The organism is Microcoleus sp. LEGE 07076 (genome assembly GCF_015207455.1).
In the GTDB taxonomy this organism is placed as follows: Bacteria; Cyanobacteriota; Cyanobacteriia; order Cyanobacteriales; family Microcoleaceae; genus Microcoleus.
Genome location: NZ_JADEWV010000130.1, coordinates 1 through 17,790, shown reverse-complemented (window position 1 = coordinate 17,790; position 17,790 = coordinate 1). Strand labels below are relative to the sequence as shown.

Annotated in this window: 17 protein-coding genes; 10 read left to right on the top strand and 7 right to left on the bottom strand. The window is 46.8% G+C overall.

The window, feature by feature from the left end; all coding sequences use genetic code 11:
* Positions 1-214 precede the first annotated feature (214 nt).
* Entirely contained in the window at positions 215-1,432 is a 1,218-nt protein-coding gene (locus IQ270_RS19975) for a lipid-A-disaccharide synthase-related protein (protein WP_193974912.1), read from the bottom strand.
* Between the two features lie 108 nt (positions 1,433-1,540).
* Here IQ270_RS19975 and IQ270_RS19970 point away from each other — a divergent pair, with 108 nt between their 5' ends.
* The 8 genes from IQ270_RS19970 to cydB all read left to right on the top strand — a co-directional run bounded on the left by IQ270_RS19970 (position 1,541) and on the right by cydB (position 9,418).
* Positions 1,541-2,704, top strand: coding sequence for a GuaB3 family IMP dehydrogenase-related protein (locus IQ270_RS19970; protein ID WP_193974910.1), 1,164 nt, complete (start codon positions 1,541-1,543; stop codon positions 2,702-2,704).
* A 473-nt stretch (positions 2,705-3,177) separates the two neighbouring features.
* Complete coding sequence (gene trxA / locus IQ270_RS19965) at positions 3,178-3,501, top strand: thioredoxin (protein WP_193974908.1); 324 nt, start codon at positions 3,178-3,180, stop codon at positions 3,499-3,501.
* A 78-nt stretch (positions 3,502-3,579) separates the two neighbouring features.
* Positions 3,580-3,762, top strand: a complete 183-nt coding sequence (locus IQ270_RS19960; RefSeq protein WP_193974906.1) for a hypothetical protein — start codon at positions 3,580-3,582, stop codon at positions 3,760-3,762.
* A 58-nt stretch (positions 3,763-3,820) separates the two neighbouring features.
* Complete coding sequence (locus tag IQ270_RS19955) at positions 3,821-4,882, top strand: LOG family protein (protein WP_193974904.1); 1,062 nt, start codon at positions 3,821-3,823, stop codon at positions 4,880-4,882.
* A gap of 115 nt (positions 4,883-4,997) precedes the next feature.
* Positions 4,998-6,203 carry a sulfite exporter TauE/SafE family protein gene (locus IQ270_RS19950; protein WP_193974902.1) on the top strand — a complete coding sequence of 402 codons (1,206 nt, stop codon included), beginning with the start codon at positions 4,998-5,000 and terminating at the stop codon, positions 6,201-6,203.
* 4 nt (positions 6,204-6,207) lie between these two features.
* Positions 6,208-6,651 carry a hypothetical protein gene (locus IQ270_RS19945; protein ID WP_228056535.1) on the top strand — a complete coding sequence of 148 codons (444 nt, stop codon included), beginning with the start codon at positions 6,208-6,210 and terminating at the stop codon, positions 6,649-6,651.
* 302 nt (positions 6,652-6,953) lie between these two features.
* Positions 6,954-8,396, top strand: a complete 1,443-nt coding sequence (locus IQ270_RS19940) for a cytochrome ubiquinol oxidase subunit I (protein WP_193974899.1) — start codon at positions 6,954-6,956, stop codon at positions 8,394-8,396.
* Between the two features lie 8 nt (positions 8,397-8,404).
* Entirely contained in the window at positions 8,405-9,418 is a 1,014-nt protein-coding gene (cydB, locus tag IQ270_RS19935; protein WP_193974897.1) for a cytochrome d ubiquinol oxidase subunit II, read from the top strand.
* 38 nt (positions 9,419-9,456) lie between these two features.
* Here the strand turns inward: cydB and IQ270_RS19930 are convergent, their stop codons facing one another.
* From IQ270_RS19930 to IQ270_RS19925, 3 genes are all read right to left on the bottom strand, one after another.
* On the bottom strand, positions 9,457-10,587 hold the full coding sequence (locus IQ270_RS19930; protein WP_228056534.1) for a methanobactin export MATE transporter MbnM: 1,131 nt from the start codon (positions 10,585-10,587) through the stop codon (positions 9,457-9,459).
* Positions 10,556-10,741 (bottom strand): hypothetical protein, encoded by a 186-nt coding sequence (locus IQ270_RS31255; RefSeq protein WP_228056533.1) that lies wholly within the window; start codon positions 10,739-10,741, stop codon positions 10,556-10,558. Before IQ270_RS31255 ends, IQ270_RS19930 begins: the two co-directional genes overlap by 32 nt.
* A gap of 199 nt (positions 10,742-10,940) precedes the next feature.
* Positions 10,941-11,891, bottom strand: a complete 951-nt coding sequence (locus IQ270_RS19925; RefSeq protein WP_193974893.1) for an MbnP family copper-binding protein — start codon at positions 11,889-11,891, stop codon at positions 10,941-10,943.
* 215 nt (positions 11,892-12,106) lie between these two features.
* Here IQ270_RS19925 and IQ270_RS19920 point away from each other — a divergent pair, with 215 nt between their 5' ends.
* Together IQ270_RS19920 and IQ270_RS19915 are read left to right on the top strand one after the other, a co-directional pair.
* Entirely contained in the window at positions 12,107-12,529 is a 423-nt protein-coding gene (locus tag IQ270_RS19920; RefSeq protein WP_193974891.1) for a BlaI/MecI/CopY family transcriptional regulator, read from the top strand.
* The gene (locus IQ270_RS19915) at positions 12,529-13,368 is read left to right on the top strand and encodes a M56 family metallopeptidase (RefSeq protein ID WP_193974889.1); all 840 of its coding nucleotides are present in this window, start codon (positions 12,529-12,531) and stop codon (positions 13,366-13,368) included. The genes IQ270_RS19920 and IQ270_RS19915 overlap by 1 nt, the downstream gene beginning before the upstream one ends.
* 207 nt (positions 13,369-13,575) lie before the next feature.
* On the opposite strand, the gene IQ270_RS19910 is transcribed toward IQ270_RS19915, so the two are convergent.
* From IQ270_RS19910 to IQ270_RS31250, 3 genes are all read right to left on the bottom strand, one after another.
* Positions 13,576-15,810 (bottom strand): PAS domain S-box protein, encoded by a 2,235-nt coding sequence (locus IQ270_RS19910; RefSeq protein WP_228056532.1) that lies wholly within the window; start codon positions 15,808-15,810, stop codon positions 13,576-13,578.
* A gap of 340 nt (positions 15,811-16,150) precedes the next feature.
* Positions 16,151-17,629, bottom strand: a complete 1,479-nt coding sequence (locus tag IQ270_RS19905; protein ID WP_193974887.1) for a leucyl aminopeptidase — start codon at positions 17,627-17,629, stop codon at positions 16,151-16,153.
* On the bottom strand, positions 17,607-17,790 hold a 184-nt coding region (locus tag IQ270_RS31250), incomplete at its 5' end, for a hypothetical protein (RefSeq protein ID WP_228056531.1). The genes IQ270_RS19905 and IQ270_RS31250, both read right to left, overlap by 23 nt.

Genomic DNA, 17,790 nt, shown 5'->3' with positions numbered 1-17,790 from the left:
TCGTGCAAATTGAAAATTGCCAACCTGACGCACCCTACTACTGACGCACGCTCGGAATAAATGGTGCGTCAGAATTCGACTTTTCGTGCAAATTGAAAATTGCTAACCTGACGCACCCTACTACTGACGCACGCTCGGAATAAATGGTGCGTCAGAATTAGAAAGGACAGGCTATAGAACCCATCCCACAAGAACAATAAAGATTGTAAGTTATTTAATTATCATTCCTTAGATATTTTGCGACGAAATTAGCAATCTTGATGCTGCCGCCCGCTCGCCCCATTCTTTCTAAACCGTTTTTAACGCAAGTTTCCAAATAACTTTTGTCTTGCAAGGTGCGATCGCAGGCCAAAGCAGCTTCCTTGATAATATCATAATTTGCTGGTTGGGTGCCAATAACCTTTACAGAATTTCCTAAAAGTCGATTTTGAGCCTCCGCAAACCGATAGGTAAATGATGGGCCGTTACCGGGGATGGTAATTACGGGTTTTCCCAAGCCGACAGCTTGTTCGATCGCACTTCCTGTCATCCCGATTACTAAATTAGACGGCTGCACAATGTCGGCAAAAGCATCAGAATAGCAAATTACTTCAATTGTTGCTGCTGCTTCGCTACCGGGCGGTTTGATTCCTGGAAAAGTTAGCTTTCCTCTTCGGTGCAGCCATCCAGTTCGCACCGCAACATCATCTAATTCGAGCATCAAACTCGGAACCAAAGCCGCCCGAAACTGCACCGTTACAGTAGAGTTAGTACCAAGTTCTTTCACCAATTCCAGGAGCAAGACGAGGTTGTGGGTGGCTTCGGGGAGGCGAGAACCGGGGAGAAGGGCGATCGTCCGAACTCCGGGCTTTAATTGCAAATCTTTGTTAGTAGATTTGAGGTTGTCCATGACTGGATTGCCGAAAAATTGGGCTTTCTTTAAACCCTGTTGGTTTAAGTCAGCAGCAGTCAAGGCATCTCTAGTAAAAACAGCTAAACATTGTTGGGAGGAAAGCAAATAATTTAAGATTAAACCTAAATCGACTCGCCCTTCGTAATAACTAGAATGAGCGGATAAAAAAATTATATAGGGGCGCGAGGTTGAATGGGCGATCGCCGCGGCGACAATATCTCCAGTGGCTACCACCAAATCGCAGCGGCGCGAATGCGTCCAAACAGCCTGCAATTGCTGCCAAGTCAAGGCAATCAGCCCGGCCCCAATATCTTTGAGGAAAAACAGGGGATTCATGTAAAAAACTCCCCCAGACGGCATTTGACTGGTTGGCCCAATAATTGGCACGTTCGATCGGGCGTAAGCAGCGCCGTCACCTACAATCGGCATCGCCGAAACATCAACATCGGCGCCAGATGCTCTCAAAGCTTTGAGAATTTGACAGTTAATCTCGTCTTCCCCGTGGCCGTTGCTGAGAAAAAGTACCCGCTTCGATTTCATATAATCCAATCTCGATCAGACTTTTTCAACTGATTTGTGCGCTCGCTACCCGCCGGCAGGCTACGATTTTGTTACTCTAATTTAAATACATTGTGGAAGTGAAACAGCGTGAATATTGAAATTGGGCGGGGCAAAACTGCTCGCCGAGCTTACGGCATAGATGAAATTGCGCTGGTACCCGGACAGCGCACCCTCGATCCGAGTTTGGCTGATACCAAGTGGCAGATTGGTGGAATCGATCGAGAAATCCCAATTATTGCTAGCGCGATGGATGGAGTAGTCGATGTGCGGATGGCGATTTTGCTGTCGGAATTGGGAGCAATGGGCGTACTCAACCTCGAAGGAATTCAAACCCGCTATGCCGACCCGCAACCAATTTTAGAGCGCATCGCTGCTGTTGGGAACCACGAATTTGTTTCCCTGATGCAGCAACTCTATGCCGAACCGATCAAGCCAGAATTAATCGAGCACAGAATTAAAGAAATTAAAGCCGGAGGAGGGATTGCCGCCGTCAGCGGTACACCAGCCGGCGCGAGCAAATACGGCCGGGCGGTTGCTGAATCGGGAGCCGATATATTTTTTGTACAGGCTACTGTAGTCTCAACAGCTTTTCTTTCTCCAGAGTCGATCGCCTCCTTAGATTTGACCCAATTCTGTCAAGAGATGCCAATACCAGTAATTTTGGGCAACTGCGTCACCTACGAAGTCGCCATGAATTTAATGAAAACTGGCGCTGCAGGCATTCTCGTGGGCATCGGGCCGGGGGCTGCTTGCACGTCTAGGGGCGTATTGGGTGTCGGCGTTCCCCAAGCCACAGCGGTAGCAGACTGCGCCGCCGCGCGGGACGACTACTATCGCGAAACTGGCAAATACGTGTCGGTGATTGCTGACGGCGGTTTAATTACCGGCGGCGATATCTGCAAGTGCATTGCCTGCGGCGCTGATGGAGTAATGATTGGTTCGCCCTTTGCTCGGGCTGCCGAAGCTCCCGGCCGGGGCTTTCACTGGGGGATGGCGACTCCGAGCCCGGTTTTGCCGCGCGGCACTCGGATTCGCGTCGGGACTACGGGCACTGCGGAGCAAATTTTGCGGGGGCCGGCTTTGCTAGATGACGGTACGCACAATTTGCTCGGAGCTCTGAAAACTAGCATGGGCACTTTGGGTGCTAAGGATATTAAGGAGATGCAGCAAGTGGAAGTGGTGATTGCTCCTTCTCTGCTGACTGAGGGTAAAGTCTATCAAAAAGCTCAGCAGTTGGGCATGGGCAAGTAGATTTACCCATCAAATCCCAGCAAATCTTGACAAAATTTGTTCAAGAGTCTCTAAATTTACAGAATATTGTGGAATTATCGAAAAGGAGATGTCACAATAGAAGAAGCGGAGACAAATGTTTCCGTTCACTCCTCACACCACACTCCGCCCGGACTACTGTTCGGGCGGTTCCTTTTTGACGGCCGGCGCTTCTGTTTACTCACTGGGTACGGGGTTAAGGGTGTTTGCTCCGGATAGTCAGGCAGATTGGGGAGAGCGGTTTTCAGTTTTGAGGTGAAAGTATTTCTAATTCTGCGCTGTACTCGATCGCCCGGCACGAATGTCTTGCGCCCTTAACATCAATCAGTTCAATCCGTTAAATCCGTTACAACACTCCTTGCCAAACTTCGTTCTATTAAAATCCTTGATGCAAGTGGTTACACTCTTTGCTAAACTTGTTAACCAAGAAATAGTATTTACAAGGATGGCTAGGGATGTCAGCAGCCGCGCAAGTAACCGACTCTTCCTTTAAGCAGGAAGTGCTCGATAGCGAAGTTCCAGTTCTAGTGGATTTTTGGGCTCCTTGGTGCGGGCCCTGTCGGATGGTGGCACCCGTCGTAGAGGAAATTGCCCAGCAATATGAAGGTCAGGTGAAGGTAGTAAAAGTTAATACCGACGAAAATCCTAACGTCGCCAGCCAATACGGTATCCGCAGCATTCCAACGCTGATGATATTTAAGGGCGGTCAGCGGGTTGATATGGTGGTTGGGGCTGTTCCGAAAACTACTCTGGCCAACACTCTGGAAAAATACATTTAACCGGAGATGTTGCACCATTGTCAATAAGTTTTTCAAGATCCCGCTCGCGTGCGTGCCCCACAAGAAAATTAACTCTTTGTGGAACAGGCATCTTGCCTGTTATTGAGAATGGTGCAATATGTGAATTTAACTCAACTGCGAGCCGTTTGGCGCTGTTTTTTTTGGGCAGCGAAAGCCGCGCTCGCTTCAGAACGGGGCAAAGCTACTGGAAAAGTTATTAGCGGCCAGCAGGGCAGTTTGCTGGTGGCTATTGGCTTCTAAATTTGGCTTGCCCCTTAATTTTTTAGGGCGACAAATTGTTACTGTTTCGGAAAAATTCATGGTTGCTTCTGGTCAAGGTTTTGAATCCCTCCAAGCTGATGTGCTCGATTCGATCGCTCGCCTGCCAATGTTGAAGCACTCAGAGTGGATCGAACGCTCGCTCTCGACGATCGTCCGGATGGCCGGAGAGGATCTCGATCGCCTAGACTGGAAAATTATCTCGTCGTCTCTGCGAGATATGGAAAAGGCTTTCTCTATGTTTTATCCTTACCGCCACGTTCGCAAAATTGTGATGTTTGGTTCGGCAAGGGTGTCCCCGGAATCGCCGGAATATCAGATGGCAAAAGATTTTGGTACAGCCATTACCCAGCAGGGATTTATGGTGATTACTGGCGGCGGTGGGGGGATCATGCAGGCGGGGAATGAGGGCGCGACTGCTGAACGCTCTTTTGGGCTGAATATTCAGTTGCCTTTCGAGCAAGGTTCTAATCCTTTTATTGCGGGCGATCGCAAAGCGCTCAATTTTAAATATTTTTTCACCCGCAAGTTATTTTTTCTGCGGGAAAGCGATGCTTTGGCTTTGTTTCCCGGCGGTTTTGGCACTCTGGACGAAGCTTTTGAGTGTCTGACTTTGACTCAAACGGGCAAGTTTGGGCCCGCTCCTCTGGTATTGATCGATCGACCTGGGGGCGATTATTGGCACGATTGGGATGCTTTTGTACAGAAACAATTGCGCGGCCGCGGTTTGATTGCAGCAGACGATCGAAGTTTGTATACGATTACTGACAATGTAGAGGTAGCTTGCGAGGCGATCGCTAGTTTTTATCTCGTTTATCACTCCTGCCGCTACGTAAATGAAAAACTGGTAATTCGCTTAAAATCAGAGCTTTCTGACAGTAGTGTAGAACAGTTAAATGCTAATTTTAGCGATATTGTTGTTACCGGAAAAATCGAAAAAAGTCAAGCTTTAACCCCAGAAATCGGAGATGAAACTTTTGATTTGCCGCGTCTAACTTTGCACTTCAACCAGCGGAATGTGGGACGGCTTTATCAGCTAATTGCTACTATCAATCAAATGGGTGCAGCTTCCCCGGCGGCGGCGCATCCAGAACAAAAGTAGTTATTGGTTGTTGGTTGTTAGTTATTTGTTATTTGTTATTGTCTGTAGGGGCGGGTTTTACCAACAATAATTGCCGAAAACCCACAATCTTGTAAACCAGCCCCTCTTATTCCTTATGCTAGACTTACTATTAATTAGCACTGTGGGATTTCTCGGCAGTTTCGGGCACTGCGCCGGAATGTGCGGCCCGCTGACAGTAGCATTTTCTCTATCGAATGCGGGCAAGGATAAATTAGTTTCCTTTCGCTTTCATCTGCTATTAAACTTAGGAAGAATTGTTGCATATGCCTTAGTTGGTGCTGCAATTGGCGGATTGGGTTCGGTATTGATTGCAGGCGGGCAAATGGCTGGGACTGGCAGCGGATGGCGGCGGGCGATCGCACTTATAACGGGCACAATGCTAATTTGGTTTGGATTGGTACAAATTAAACCAGATTTGCTGCCGCGATTGCCGCTGTTGCACCCAATTTCGCACGATCGCATCAGCAACGCAATGACCAAAATTTCAACTCAAAAAAGTTGGTGGATGCCCTCCGCCTTGGGTTTGATGTGGGGCTTAATTCCCTGCGGTTTCCTGTATGCAGCGCAAATTAAAGCAGCAGAAACCGGAAACCCGATTTTGGGGGCTGCAACAATGTTTGCTTTTGGAATCGGCACCCTACCAACAATGCTGGGAGTGGGGTTTTTTGCTGGCAAATTCAGCGCCGACAAACGCAGTCAACTGTTTCGCGCCGGCGGTTGGGTGACAATTGCAATTGGTATGATTACCTTGCTGCGAACCGACGAAATGGTGGATTTTACAGGACACGCAGCGCTGCTGTGCTTGATGTTATCACTGTGCGCGCGTCCGGTCAGCAAATTTTGGCCGCAACTGCTGCGCTACCGTCGCGCCTTGGGTGTGGGCGCGTTTGTCTTAGCCCTCGCCCACACGTTTCATATGCTGAATCATACCCTGAAGTGGAATTTTGATGCCGTGTCTTTCATGTTGCCGCAGCATCAGTTGGGAATGGTGGCTGGGATGCTGTCGCTGCTGTTGATGGTACCGGCGGCAGTTACAAGTGTCGATCGCATTCAAAATTCTTTAGGCAAACTGTGGCGACAAATTCATTTGTTAACTGTTCCCGCTTTTTTGCTATCAGCAATGCACGCCGCCCTCATCGGTTCCCACTATCTCGGCGGCTTTGAATGGAAATTGCACAATCAACTGCTGACAGCCGTTTTAGCGGTGGTTGCAGTCTTAGTTTTGTGCGTGCGATCGCGCTTATTTTGGTCAATCTTATCACGGGAGGATTTCTATGTTGCGCCTGTCAAACTCAAATAAAATTTTGGGAATATTAGTTTTTTTAGGATTGCTCATTGAAGCAGCAATTCCCACAGCGCCACAATTCAATTCAACTTCTGTTTTTGCCCACGAAGTCGAAGTTTCCGGCGATGTTGCCGCTACCTTTCACCTAGAACCAAACCACAACCCCCGCGCCGGAGAAACCGCCAGAGTTTGGTTTGCGCTGACTCGCAGGGGCGGTAAAATAATCCCACTAGAGCAGTGTAACTGCCAATTAGCGGTTTATCCCAAACAGCACAAAGAGGGGGATAAGCCCCTGATGCAGCCGCCTCTCAAAGCCATATCTGCGGAGAAATATCAAGGCATTCCGGGCGCTGACATCGTATTTCCCAAAGCTGGAATTTACGAACTTGAATTGAGCGGAACAGCCAAAAACAAAGCTAATTTTAAACCATTTGAATTTAATTATACTGTCACAGTTCGCTAAGATCATCTTTCCATCACCGAACATCAATCTTGTAGGGGCGGGTAAACCTGCCAATAAATGCCTAAAACCCACAATCTCATAAACCCGCCCTACGCTCTTCATCAGAATTATTCCTCTCTCTCTTCTCTTTCTCTGCGTTCTCTGCGTTCTCTGCGGTTAAATCATTCCGATCAAATCTGTATAAAACCTTAAAAATTGCCAACCCTACAAAATCTCACAAACTTTTACATTACATTATAACCAGTGTCAATTCTGGAAATTGTTCAAACTAACCTCTCTTGAACTGACTAAAGGATATAACAATGGATATCTTATCAAACACCGTCGCGCTATCGCGGATGCAATTTGCGCTAACGGCAATATTTCATATGCTGTGGCCAGTTCTGACTACCGGAATGGGGATTTATCTGGTAATTGTTGAAGGAATGTGGCTGAAAACTCGCAATCCAGACTATTATCACCATGCTCGTTTTTGGTCAAAACTCTATGTCCTCAATTTCGGGATTGGTGTAGCTTCAGGAATTCCGATGGAATTTCAATTTGGCACGAATTGGGCACCGTTTTCTGAAGCAACAGGCGACTTTTTTGGCAGCATTTTGGGCTTTGAAGCTTCAATGGCATTTATGCTAGAAGCAGGCTTTTTAGGAATTATGTTGTTCGGTTGGGAGCGCGTTCACCCGATCGTCCATTATTTCGCTACAATCATGGTAGCCTTCGGCGCAAACCTATCCACCGTCTGGATTTTAGTCGCTAACTCTTGGCTGCAAACTCCGGCGGGCGGAGAAATGGTTAACGGCAAGTTTATTGTCAGCGATTACTTTCAAGCAATTATGAACCCGTTTGCATTAAACAGCATTCTCCATATGTTTTTTGCGACGTTAGAAACTTCGCTATTCGTGATTGGCGGGATTAGCGCTTGGTATATTCTTAACAAGCGCAACCAAGCTTTTTTTTCCAAATCTCTAAAAATTGCGATCGCCACAGCCATCGCCGTCGCACCTTTGCAGATATTCATCGGACATTTAAGCGCCGAACAAGTTTATCACTATCAACCCACTAAATTAGCAGCAATTGAAGCTAAATGGGAAACCTCAGCAGCGGGAGAGTCAGCAGATTGGACTTTGCTAGCTTTACCTAACGAAAAAGCCCAAAAAAATGATTGGGAAATTAAGGTTCCCAATGGCTTGGGATACGTTCTGGAATTCAAACAAAAACTCTCCGAACCCGTACTCGGACTCAAGGAATGGAAGCCCGAAGATAGACCCCGGATGGTGGGTTTAATCTATTATTGTTTCCGCATTATGTCCGGCATTGGATTCTTTTTTGTAGGATTGATGCTATTCAGTATAATTCAGTGGAAGCGAGGCAAACTTGCTGCTGAAAATATCGCTAGTCAAGCTTGGCTGATGCGCGCTTGGGTATTAGCCGCGCCGCTGGGATATATTGCTGTAGAATCGGGTTGGATTGTCCGCTGTGTCGGGAGACAACCGTGGGTTTTATACGGGCAAATTCGCACGGCTGACGCAGTGTCAAACATCCCCGCTAGCAATGTTTTAACTTCTCTGAGTTTCTTTGCGGTTATCTACAGCTTTTTGTTTGTTTGTGCGATGTATTTCGGCAGCAGAATTATTCGCAAAGGCCCGAATTTAAATCTGCCTGTACCGGGATTGGACAATGAACCTGCAATCGAAACTCAACCCGCAGAACACATTCCAGATCAACGTCCAGTAGAAGCACAACAATAGGAGATTTTATGCAAGCTTTGGAGCATTTTCTCCCGCAAGTTTGGTTTGTAATTTTAGGCATTTTCCTGTTGCTTTATGTCATGTTAGATGGTTTTGACTTGGGAGTCGGAATCTTGTCTCTGACTGCTGACGATGAGGAACGCCGGGGCATTTTAATGACGAGTTTGGGCAATGTTTGGGATGCTAACGAAACTTGGCTGGTGTTGATGGGAGGCGCTCTGTTTGGTGCTTTTCCCCTCGCTTACGGTACGATTTTGACAGCTTTGTACATCCCGATTTGCATGATGCTTTTTGGGTTAATCTTTCGGGCTGTGGCGTTTGAGTTTCGGGAGCATTCTAACCGGAAAAAGTTTTGGAATTATGCTTTTGGTGCGGGCAGTTTTTTGGCATCTTTAGCTCAAGGATTTGCCCTCGGTGCGGTGCTTGAAGGCATTGCGGTGGATGAAGCCGGACATTTTGTCGGCACTACTTGGGATTGGCTGGATTGGCGATCGATCTTGGTGGCTTTGACGCTGGTTCAAGGCTATGTTTTGATCGGTTCAACCTATCTGATCATGAAGACTGACGGGGAATTGCAAACAACTCACTATCGCACTGCTAAAATTGCGGCGGTGACGACTTTAATCGGAGCAGTATTAATTACGATCGCGACTCCGGTTTTTTACGAAAGTACGAGGGCGAGGTTGTTCGACAAACCGCTGGTTTATGTCTTTGTGGCGATTCCTTTGCTGGGATTGCTGCTGGTGGGAATGCTGCTGAAAAGTCTCGCAAGCAAACAAGAAAGGACACCGTTTGTCTGGACAATTTTAATCTTTTTGCTCAGCTTTATCGGTTTGGGATTAATTGTTTTTCCATACATTATTCCTACTCAAATCACGATTTACCAAGCCGCTGCTTCGCCTAGCGCGCTGGTATTTATGATTGTGTTCATCGGCTTTCTGATCCCGATTATGATTTTTTACAACATCTACAATTATGTTGTGTTTCGGGGTAAGGTTGCTGGCGGTCACTACGGGGAATAAAATAGGTTCGTAGTGAGGACTGAAGTTTTCCTAAAAATTTAAGGAATTAAGTTTTCACTGCGAACGAATGGGTCGCTCAAAGCAGGGTTTGCGATTAAATTTTCATCGGTTAAACTGTGCAGGAAAGCTAACAAATCGCGCTGTTCCTGTACTGTCAATTTAAAGCCGGAAACAAAGTTGCTTTTGAGCGGACTTTCGCTACCTATTCCCGCAAATTCTCCTTTTTTAATAGTTCGTCCGCCCGCTTTGTAGTGACCGATAACTTCTGCCAACGTTTTGATACTTCCGTCGTGCATATAAGGTGCAGTCAAAGCAATATTCCGCAGGGTTGGTGCTTTGAATTTGCCCATGTCCGAGGGCTCGCTGGTGATTTCGTAAACGCCAGTATTTTTAGGCGGATAAGCGCCTTTGCCGTCAAGATTGTACAAGCCTGTATTGTGAAAAGCTATTTCTTTGAAAGCTAGGCGATCGTGGGCGATCGAATCTGAGAAGTTTAGTCCGCCGTGACAGTGAAAGCATTCTAAACGTTCGCTGTTAAATAATTGTTCGCCCCGCTTGGCTGAGGCTGAAATTGCGCCGGACTCGCCGCTGTAGCGGTATCTGTCGTAGGGAGAAGTGAGGGAAATTAAAGTGCGTTCAAAAGAGGCGATCGCCTTTGCTAAATTGCTAATATTAATAGAATTTGGTTCTTGACTAAAAGCTGCTGCAAACATTTTTTGGTATTCAGAATCCGATCGCAACATTAGCAAAAGTTCCTCTTCTTTACCAACCATTCCCATTTCTAGGGGGTGTTCGCCAAACAAAGGTACTAATAGCTGAGATTCTAGTTTATTTTGTAGCGGATTTGCCCAAGTTAGCACGGAATTGTAGCCAATGTTGGCTAAACTCATAGCATTGCGCGGGTGTTTTTCTCCGGTTGCGCCGACTCCTAACGTTTTTCCGTCGGTGAAAGCTTTCGCTTGAATGTGACAGGAAGCGCAGGAAAATTCTCCTGTGACTGACAGGCGTTTTTCGTAGAAAAGATGCCTGCCTAATTCAACTTTTTCTGGGCTGATTGGGTTGTCGGCTGGTACAATTGGTTTTGGCATTCCAGCGGGAATGTTCCAATTGTAAGTTGGAGGCGGTGCAGCGGCTAAACTAAAATTTGGCTGGGATAATGCTGCACTCAAACTGATTGCCAGCAAGCATGATAAAATGCAGATAATAGTCAGATTTGATAATTTTTTCCACTTCATTTGATGTTTTGTAAGTAGCCGGCGGTTTGACAATTACATAGAGATTGAGGTGTGCCACAAACAGAGGCAGAGCCTGGTAACGAGCCATTTCACATTACCACAAGACCTCTCTTCTCTCTGCGCCAAGAGCGCCCTCTGCGGTAAAAAAAGGCGTTGCTGATTCTGGCGTATGAATCAACTTTGCGCTTGATGTTACAAAGCTCACCATACTTGGCTTATAGCAATTGGGAAATCTTGAATTCATATTTGTATTCAGCAACGCCGCAATTTAAATGCGCGACAGCTTATTACTTAACTTGAAAGAAAGTTTGTCCCGCAGCAGGTTTATTTCCAAATGGCAAACCTAAGTTTTTCATAATTCCGGCGCAGTCGCCGTCCTTCGGATCCGACATACATCCGGGCGGAGTATTGGCTTGATTGACTGCTAAATTAGTTTGAGAAACTAGGGATTTTAGGTCAGCAATGACTGTATTTTTTGTTGGATCGAAGCTGCTGAAAATTACTTTTGATTTGTTAGGAGTGGCACAGCTAGTCGGCTTTTGATTGTTGCCTTCAGCTTTGCATCCCGTGCTGCCTAAATGAATAACAAAACCCTGCAATCCGCCGCCGTGACTGCCGCCGCGACTGCCTTCACTGCCAGCAATTTGGCTGCTTTGTGTGCCTGATTTACCGTCGGGGTTTTTGTCAGCCATTTGATTTTTCATGTCAATCCTCAGAAATTTGTAGCCGCCGCGCCAGTTCCACCACAGGGATGTTAAATTGAGGGGCGAAGGTGCGAGACTTGCGTCTTCGTGATTGAGGCTAAAAGGTACGCCGAGGGTGAATTGCAGGCCTTTGTAGTTGCCTTTGGGTATTGTACCAATTAGCCGATCGCGAATTTCGGCTGTTCCGTTAGCGCAAGCACCGGATTTATTTTCAAAGTCTAGCAAAGCCACGTTTTGATGCTGCCATTTGCCGTCTTGTTTGAGAGTCAGCGGTACTGCTTTGCCGCTACCGTCAATTAAAGCAACTTCGGATACATAAAAGCGGAAATCTGTAGGGGTAACTGTAGCAGCCGAAGTGCCTAAATTGCTGTAGCTTTCGCCGCAGTTAAAGGATTTTTCGCCTACCGCTGCGCTAAATTTAATTTCGATTTCTTGAGTTTCTGCCGCTGTGGCTTGATGCCTGTCAATCGCCAAAAAGCTGCCCAAAATAGCTGTGCCTGCCAAGGTTGAGGCCAAGATTAGTTTTTTTTTCATTTAGCGATACTTAAAATACTAACTTAGGTAATGCCGGCATAATTTTTACACTTTTTGCTGGAACTGTCAAATGACGGCTTGTCAAACTTGTAAATAGCAAAGTTTATGATTAAGCCTTTATAAAGAAAGAGTCGATAAAAAGCCTTGATGATGTATTGTCGATCGATAATTAATTACATGATCCCTAAAATCTCAAACCTCAAATCTAAAATTACATGAATCCTCTGCCGAATTATCGCCCCAAGCAACTTTCCCTCGGTCCTTTGGAGGCAGAAATTTTAAATATAGTTTGGGAGCTAGAAATTGCTACAGTCAAAGACGTGCACGATCGCATTTTATCCGATCCCGACCGCGAATTGGCCTACGCTTCAGTCACAACAGTGCTGCGCCGCCTGACAGACAAGGGTTGGCTGGTTTGTAACAAAAGCGAACGGACGTTCACTTGGCAACCTTTAGTTTCTGGCGAAGAAGCCCGATCGCTGTTTGCTTACGATCGCTTGCAGAAGTTTCTAGCAGTTGGCAATCCCGATATTGTAGCAGCATTTGCTGACAGCCTCGACCAAGCAACAGTCGAACAATTACAAGAAATTTCCCTTCGCATTCAAGCTGTCCGCCAAGCCCGGGAGGAGCAAAAATAATGCACTTAATCCTGATTGTTACCGCGTTGGTTGCAGCTTGCTGTTTGAGAATTAGATGGTCTGTTCATTCAGGAAATTGGGCCCGCCGCTGGCAGCGATCGCTCTTATTTTTCTTGTTTCCACCGCTGCTGTTGCTCGCGACAGCTATCGCAGTGATTTTTATGGGAACTCAGGGACAAATGGTAAGATTTTGGGACGGATGGTTTAGCTATTTTCTAGCTATAACTTTTTTGAGCCTAGCTGCAATTTTGTGCGTCAAGCTAGCGGTAGACGGCCATCTATTTTTAAAGCAAATTCGCACCTGTCCTCAAAAAAAGATAGCCGGAAAAAATATCAGAATTCTCGACACGCCCGCTCTATTTTCTGCTATAATTGGTTTTTGGAAAACCGAATTTGCAGTCAGTACGGGATTGTTAAAAACTCTCGAGTCAGCTCACCTGCAAGCAGTAATTGCTCACGAACAAGCCCACTACTATTATCGCGATACTTTCTGGTTTTTCTGGCTGGGATGGCTGCGAAAAATTACTGTTTGGCTGCCGAATACACAAGCTTTGTGGGAAGAGTTATTAACGCTGCGGGAATTGCGGGCTGATGCCAAGGCGGCGGCGGGAGTGGATGGTTTATTGTTAGCAGAAGCTTTGCTGTTAGTGGCGAGTTATCCGCACCGAAATTTTGATGTAGATTGCGTGGTTGGTGCTGTGGGTTCGCAAAATAGATTGGGAGAGAGGATAGAGGCGCTGTTGGCAGAGCCTGAATTAGTTTTAAAGGTAAATAAGTGGTTTTTTGGTTGGTTGATTTTAACGCTTTTGCCTTTATTGACTGTGCCGTTTCACAGTTGATTGCAGTGGCGACGATGGAAGAAACAACTGGTTCCTAGGCGCTGACGCTCTTGAGCTAATGTCAGTTGCTGCATTGCCTCGGCACAGGATTAGGTGGGATCTGCCTCGCCTGTGTGTCTTGTCAGGCAGAAATGGAGGCAGAGCCTCCGGAGCTGCGTTACCAGGCAGAGCCTGGTAACGAGTAATTATGTCTGCAAAACACATTTTTCACAAAGGAAGCTCGATCGCGAATTGGGTCCCCTCACCCAAAACCGAACTGCAACTCAAGGCTCCGCCGTGTTTTTCGACAACAATTCGGTAACTGATGGCTAACCCCAAACCCGTGCCTTTACCCATCGGTTTTGTGGTGAAAAACGGGTCAAACAATTGGCGGCGCACGTCTTCTGTCATGCCGATCGCATTATCGGCAATTCGGATGCAAATACTATTTTCGTTAAGGGCTTCGGTACGAATGGTGATAGTTGGTTTCCAGTCGCCGTCCGTTAGCGAAGCCCTCTGAGAGGAGCGCCTTTTTTGGTTGCAAGCATCTTCGAGGGCGTCAATGCTGTTGCTCAGCAGATTCATAAATACCTGATTGAGCTGACCTGCATAACATTGGATTAAGGGAAGTTGGCTGTAATTTTTAATTACTTGGATTTCGGGATATTCTGCTTTGGCTCGCAGTTTGTTATGCAAAATTATCAGCGTATTGTCTATACCTTCGTGAAGGTTTGCAGGCTGTTTTACCGAGTCGTCTAAACGCGAGAAGTTTCGCAAACTAAGAACTATTTCGCGAATCCGATCTGCTCCCATTTTCATCGAAGATAATATTTTTATTAAGTCTTCTCTCAGAAATTCTAAATCGATGTTTTCAATATATTCTATAACTTCTACCGTTGGCTGAGGATAGTTTCTTTGATAAAGTTCCACAAGCTGCAACAAGTCTCTAATATATTGGCTGGCGTAGGAAATATTGCCGTAGATAAAACTGACAGGGTTGTTGATTTCGTGAGCTACTCCTGCTACCATTTGACCGACACTTGACATTTTTTCGGTATGAATTAGGTGAGCTTGAGTTTCTCGGAGTTCTTTGAGAGCGATTTCTAGCTGCTGGGCTCTGTTGTTGGCGATCGCCTCGGAGAGCCGCAAAGCATCCTCCGCTGCTTTGCGTTCTGTTATGTCAAAAATGGCGCCGTTGAGCGATAACATTTGACCTGATGCGTTGAAAATGGCTTGACCTTTTTCTGCAACCCACCGCACTTTTGTGTCGCTGTGAATCAGGCGGTATTCGATCGCGTAAGGTTGTTTTGTCTTAATCGCCCGATCGATAATTTGCTCGATCGCGAACGCGTCATCGGGATGAACTATACTGCGAAAAGCCTGCACCGGTTGAATCATAAAGTTAGCTGCGGGATAGCCGGAAATAGCTTCTATACCGCTGCTGATAAATGTTACGCTCGATCGCCCGGCCGGGCTGCAACGATAAACGGCACCGGGAATGTTAGAAACTAACGATCTAAATTCTTGTTCTCTTTCCCGCAAAGCTGCCTCAATCTGCTTGCGATCGCTAATGTCGCGAGCAAAGGCGCACTGATATTCTTTGCCGTTAAATTCCAAATGGTCGATCGTAATTTCCACCGGAAAAACTCGACCGTACTTAGTGAGGTGGTGAACTTCAATATTAACCGAACCGCACCGTTTTAAGACTTTCCAGTGCAAATTCCAAGCTGTTTCGGGAAAATCTGGATTGATGTCGTGCACAGTCATATCGAGCAATTCTGCCGCAGAATATCCCAAGGAAGAGCAAGCAGCGTCGTTGACGTACAAAAATTTACCGTCGGAGCCCATCCAGAATACCGCATCTGCCGATCGGTCGATCGCCAGTTGAGTCAGTTGCAGCTTTTCTTCAACCCGCCCGCGATCGGCAATTTCTTTTTCTAACTGTTCCTCAAGCGAATTGATAGCTAAAGCGCGATCGAAAATAGTATCTCCACCCGCAATCCCGAGCGATTCTTTGGGCAATTCTCCTGTCTGAATAGCAAGCTTTTCCCGATGTTCTTCTAGTTGTTTTAACGGCACTTGTTGCATATTCTTTGTGGAATTTAAACCAGATTCAGCAAGTGCTTTCGGCATCAGGGCGATCGCCGCTGCCGCTAAGAGCAAAGAAATCACAGCACTTGCAGCTTTGAGAGTTACCGACAACCAATAAATAGAATGCCAAAGCGTCCAAACTTGCGTCAATTGAGCAGCACCGCAAGCAAACAAACCAACAGCAAACAGCCGTCCAATCTTGCTGCGATCGCCTTGGCGGGTAAAATAAACTAAAAATAGTGCCAGAGAGCAATAAGCCAGTGCCGCCAAAAAATCAAAAACAGCGTACAGTCGCAACTCCCCCAGCGCGTCGCAGCCGACTGCGGCAGAGACAGGAAGTGTTGAAAAAAAAATTGTTAATTGTTCTTGCATAAAGTTCCAGAAAAAATTTATCTGCACCAATGCAGAGCGCATCAAATATGATTATTTGATTTCGGCGCTTGAAATATTTACATAATTATATACTTTTTTCATTTTTTATCAAACAGCTATTTTTTCAGGGAATTTGAAAACTGTGTCGGCGGCTCCCCGGGAAGCTTTCCCCAAGTACGAGCAATTGCGATCGCGAGCATCCTAATCTAAAGTCTAAAATCTCAAATTTCAGATCGTACGAGCTGTCAGCCAGGGGTAGAGCCCCCCTGACCCAAGGATGAACTAGCGGACTTTCAAAGCAGCGAAAAACTCAATTTACGAGTCCAAAATTCACAATTAATTAAGCGCCGCCCAGCGCCCAATGCACCAAAGTCCGAACTCCAAAACCAGTGGCTCCCGGGCCGTTGTAACCGTTTTCTTTCTCGATCCAAACCGGGCCGGCAATATCTAAATGCGCCCAAGGAGTATCCTTGACAAACTGCTTCAAGAATAGCGCGGCCGTAATTGAACCGCCGGGACGCGGCCCAGTGTTTTTCATGTCGGCGTGCAATGCTTTCAATCCCTCAAAATATTTCTCTTCCATCGGCATTCGCCAAAACTTTTCGCCGGCCAATTCTGAGGCGGCGACTATTTCGGCGGCGACGCTATCTTGAGGACTCCACAAACCTGCGATCTCGTCGCCCAAAGCAATTACGCAAGCACCGGTCAGAGTTGCTAAATCGACAATTGCGTCAACTCCCAATTTATCAGCAAATACCAAAGCGTCAGCCAGGGTTAAACGGCCTTCTGCGTCGGTGTTGTTGACTTCAATTGTTTTGCCGTTGGAAGCTGTAAGGATGTCTCCAGGGCGCATAGCGCGGCCGCTAATCATGTTTTCGGTGACGGCGCTGATAAAGTGAACTTCGACATCTGGTTTGATGTGACCGATCGCCTTTGCGGCTCCCAAGGTAGCAGCAGCGCCGCCCATATCGGTTTTCATAATTTCGATGCCGCTGCCTGTTGCTTTGATGTTCAAACCGCCGGAATCAAAGGTCAATCCTTTGCCCACAATTGCAATTTTGCGGCGCGCTTTGCCTGCGGGTTTGTATGTCAGATGGATGAATTTCGGCGGCAAATCGGATGCTCTGGCAACGCCGAGAAAGGCTCCCATCCCGAGTTTTTCGCAGTCTTCTAGCTCTAATATTTCTAATTCTAAACCGCATTCTGCCGCTAGAGTTTGAGCGGTTTCTGCCATTGTAATCGGGGTGAGATAATTGGCTGGCGCAGCGACTAATTCCCGTGCTAAAATGACTCCGGCAGTGATTTGGCGGGCGCGGGCGATCGCACTTTCGGTACCGCCAAAACCGAGCAACTGAATTTGTTCGATCTGCGGGCTTTTGTCGTCGGGTTCCGATTTGAAACGGTTGTCTTGATGCAGGGAGAGTTCTGCACCTTCGGCGATCGCGCTGGCTGTAGCCTCCGGCGCACTTTTCCATACAGGAAAGCTAATTCCGAGAATTTGGCATTTCTCCTTTTTGGCTAGCTTGGCGCAAACACCCGCAGCTTGCCGCACGGTGTCTAATTTTAAGTCCTCTGTTTTGCCCAAACCGACGATCGCAATTTTGCGAATCGGATTGTTGCCGCCGACTCGGGCGATCGCGCTCGTGCCCGTTTTGCCCTTAAAATCTACTTCCTGAATCAGCTCTTTCAAAGTGCCTGCGAGTTGTCGATCTAATTGTGCCAAGTCGCCTGTGAGTTCCACAGCGTCCTCAAACAGACCAATTGCCAGAGCATCTCCCGTCCAAGCAGAGCGGGGTTTATCGGTGACTAGAAATTCCATGTTTTGATTTACACTTTAGATTTGAGATTTTTGATTGTACTTTGTCGTTGATGGTTTGTGCTTGTTTTGCAGGTGCGGGTAAATAGATCGGCCGCACAAATTCCCTCCTCCACATCAAAATAAATTCTGGTACGATATCAGCCAAGTCCGCGGGCGATCGG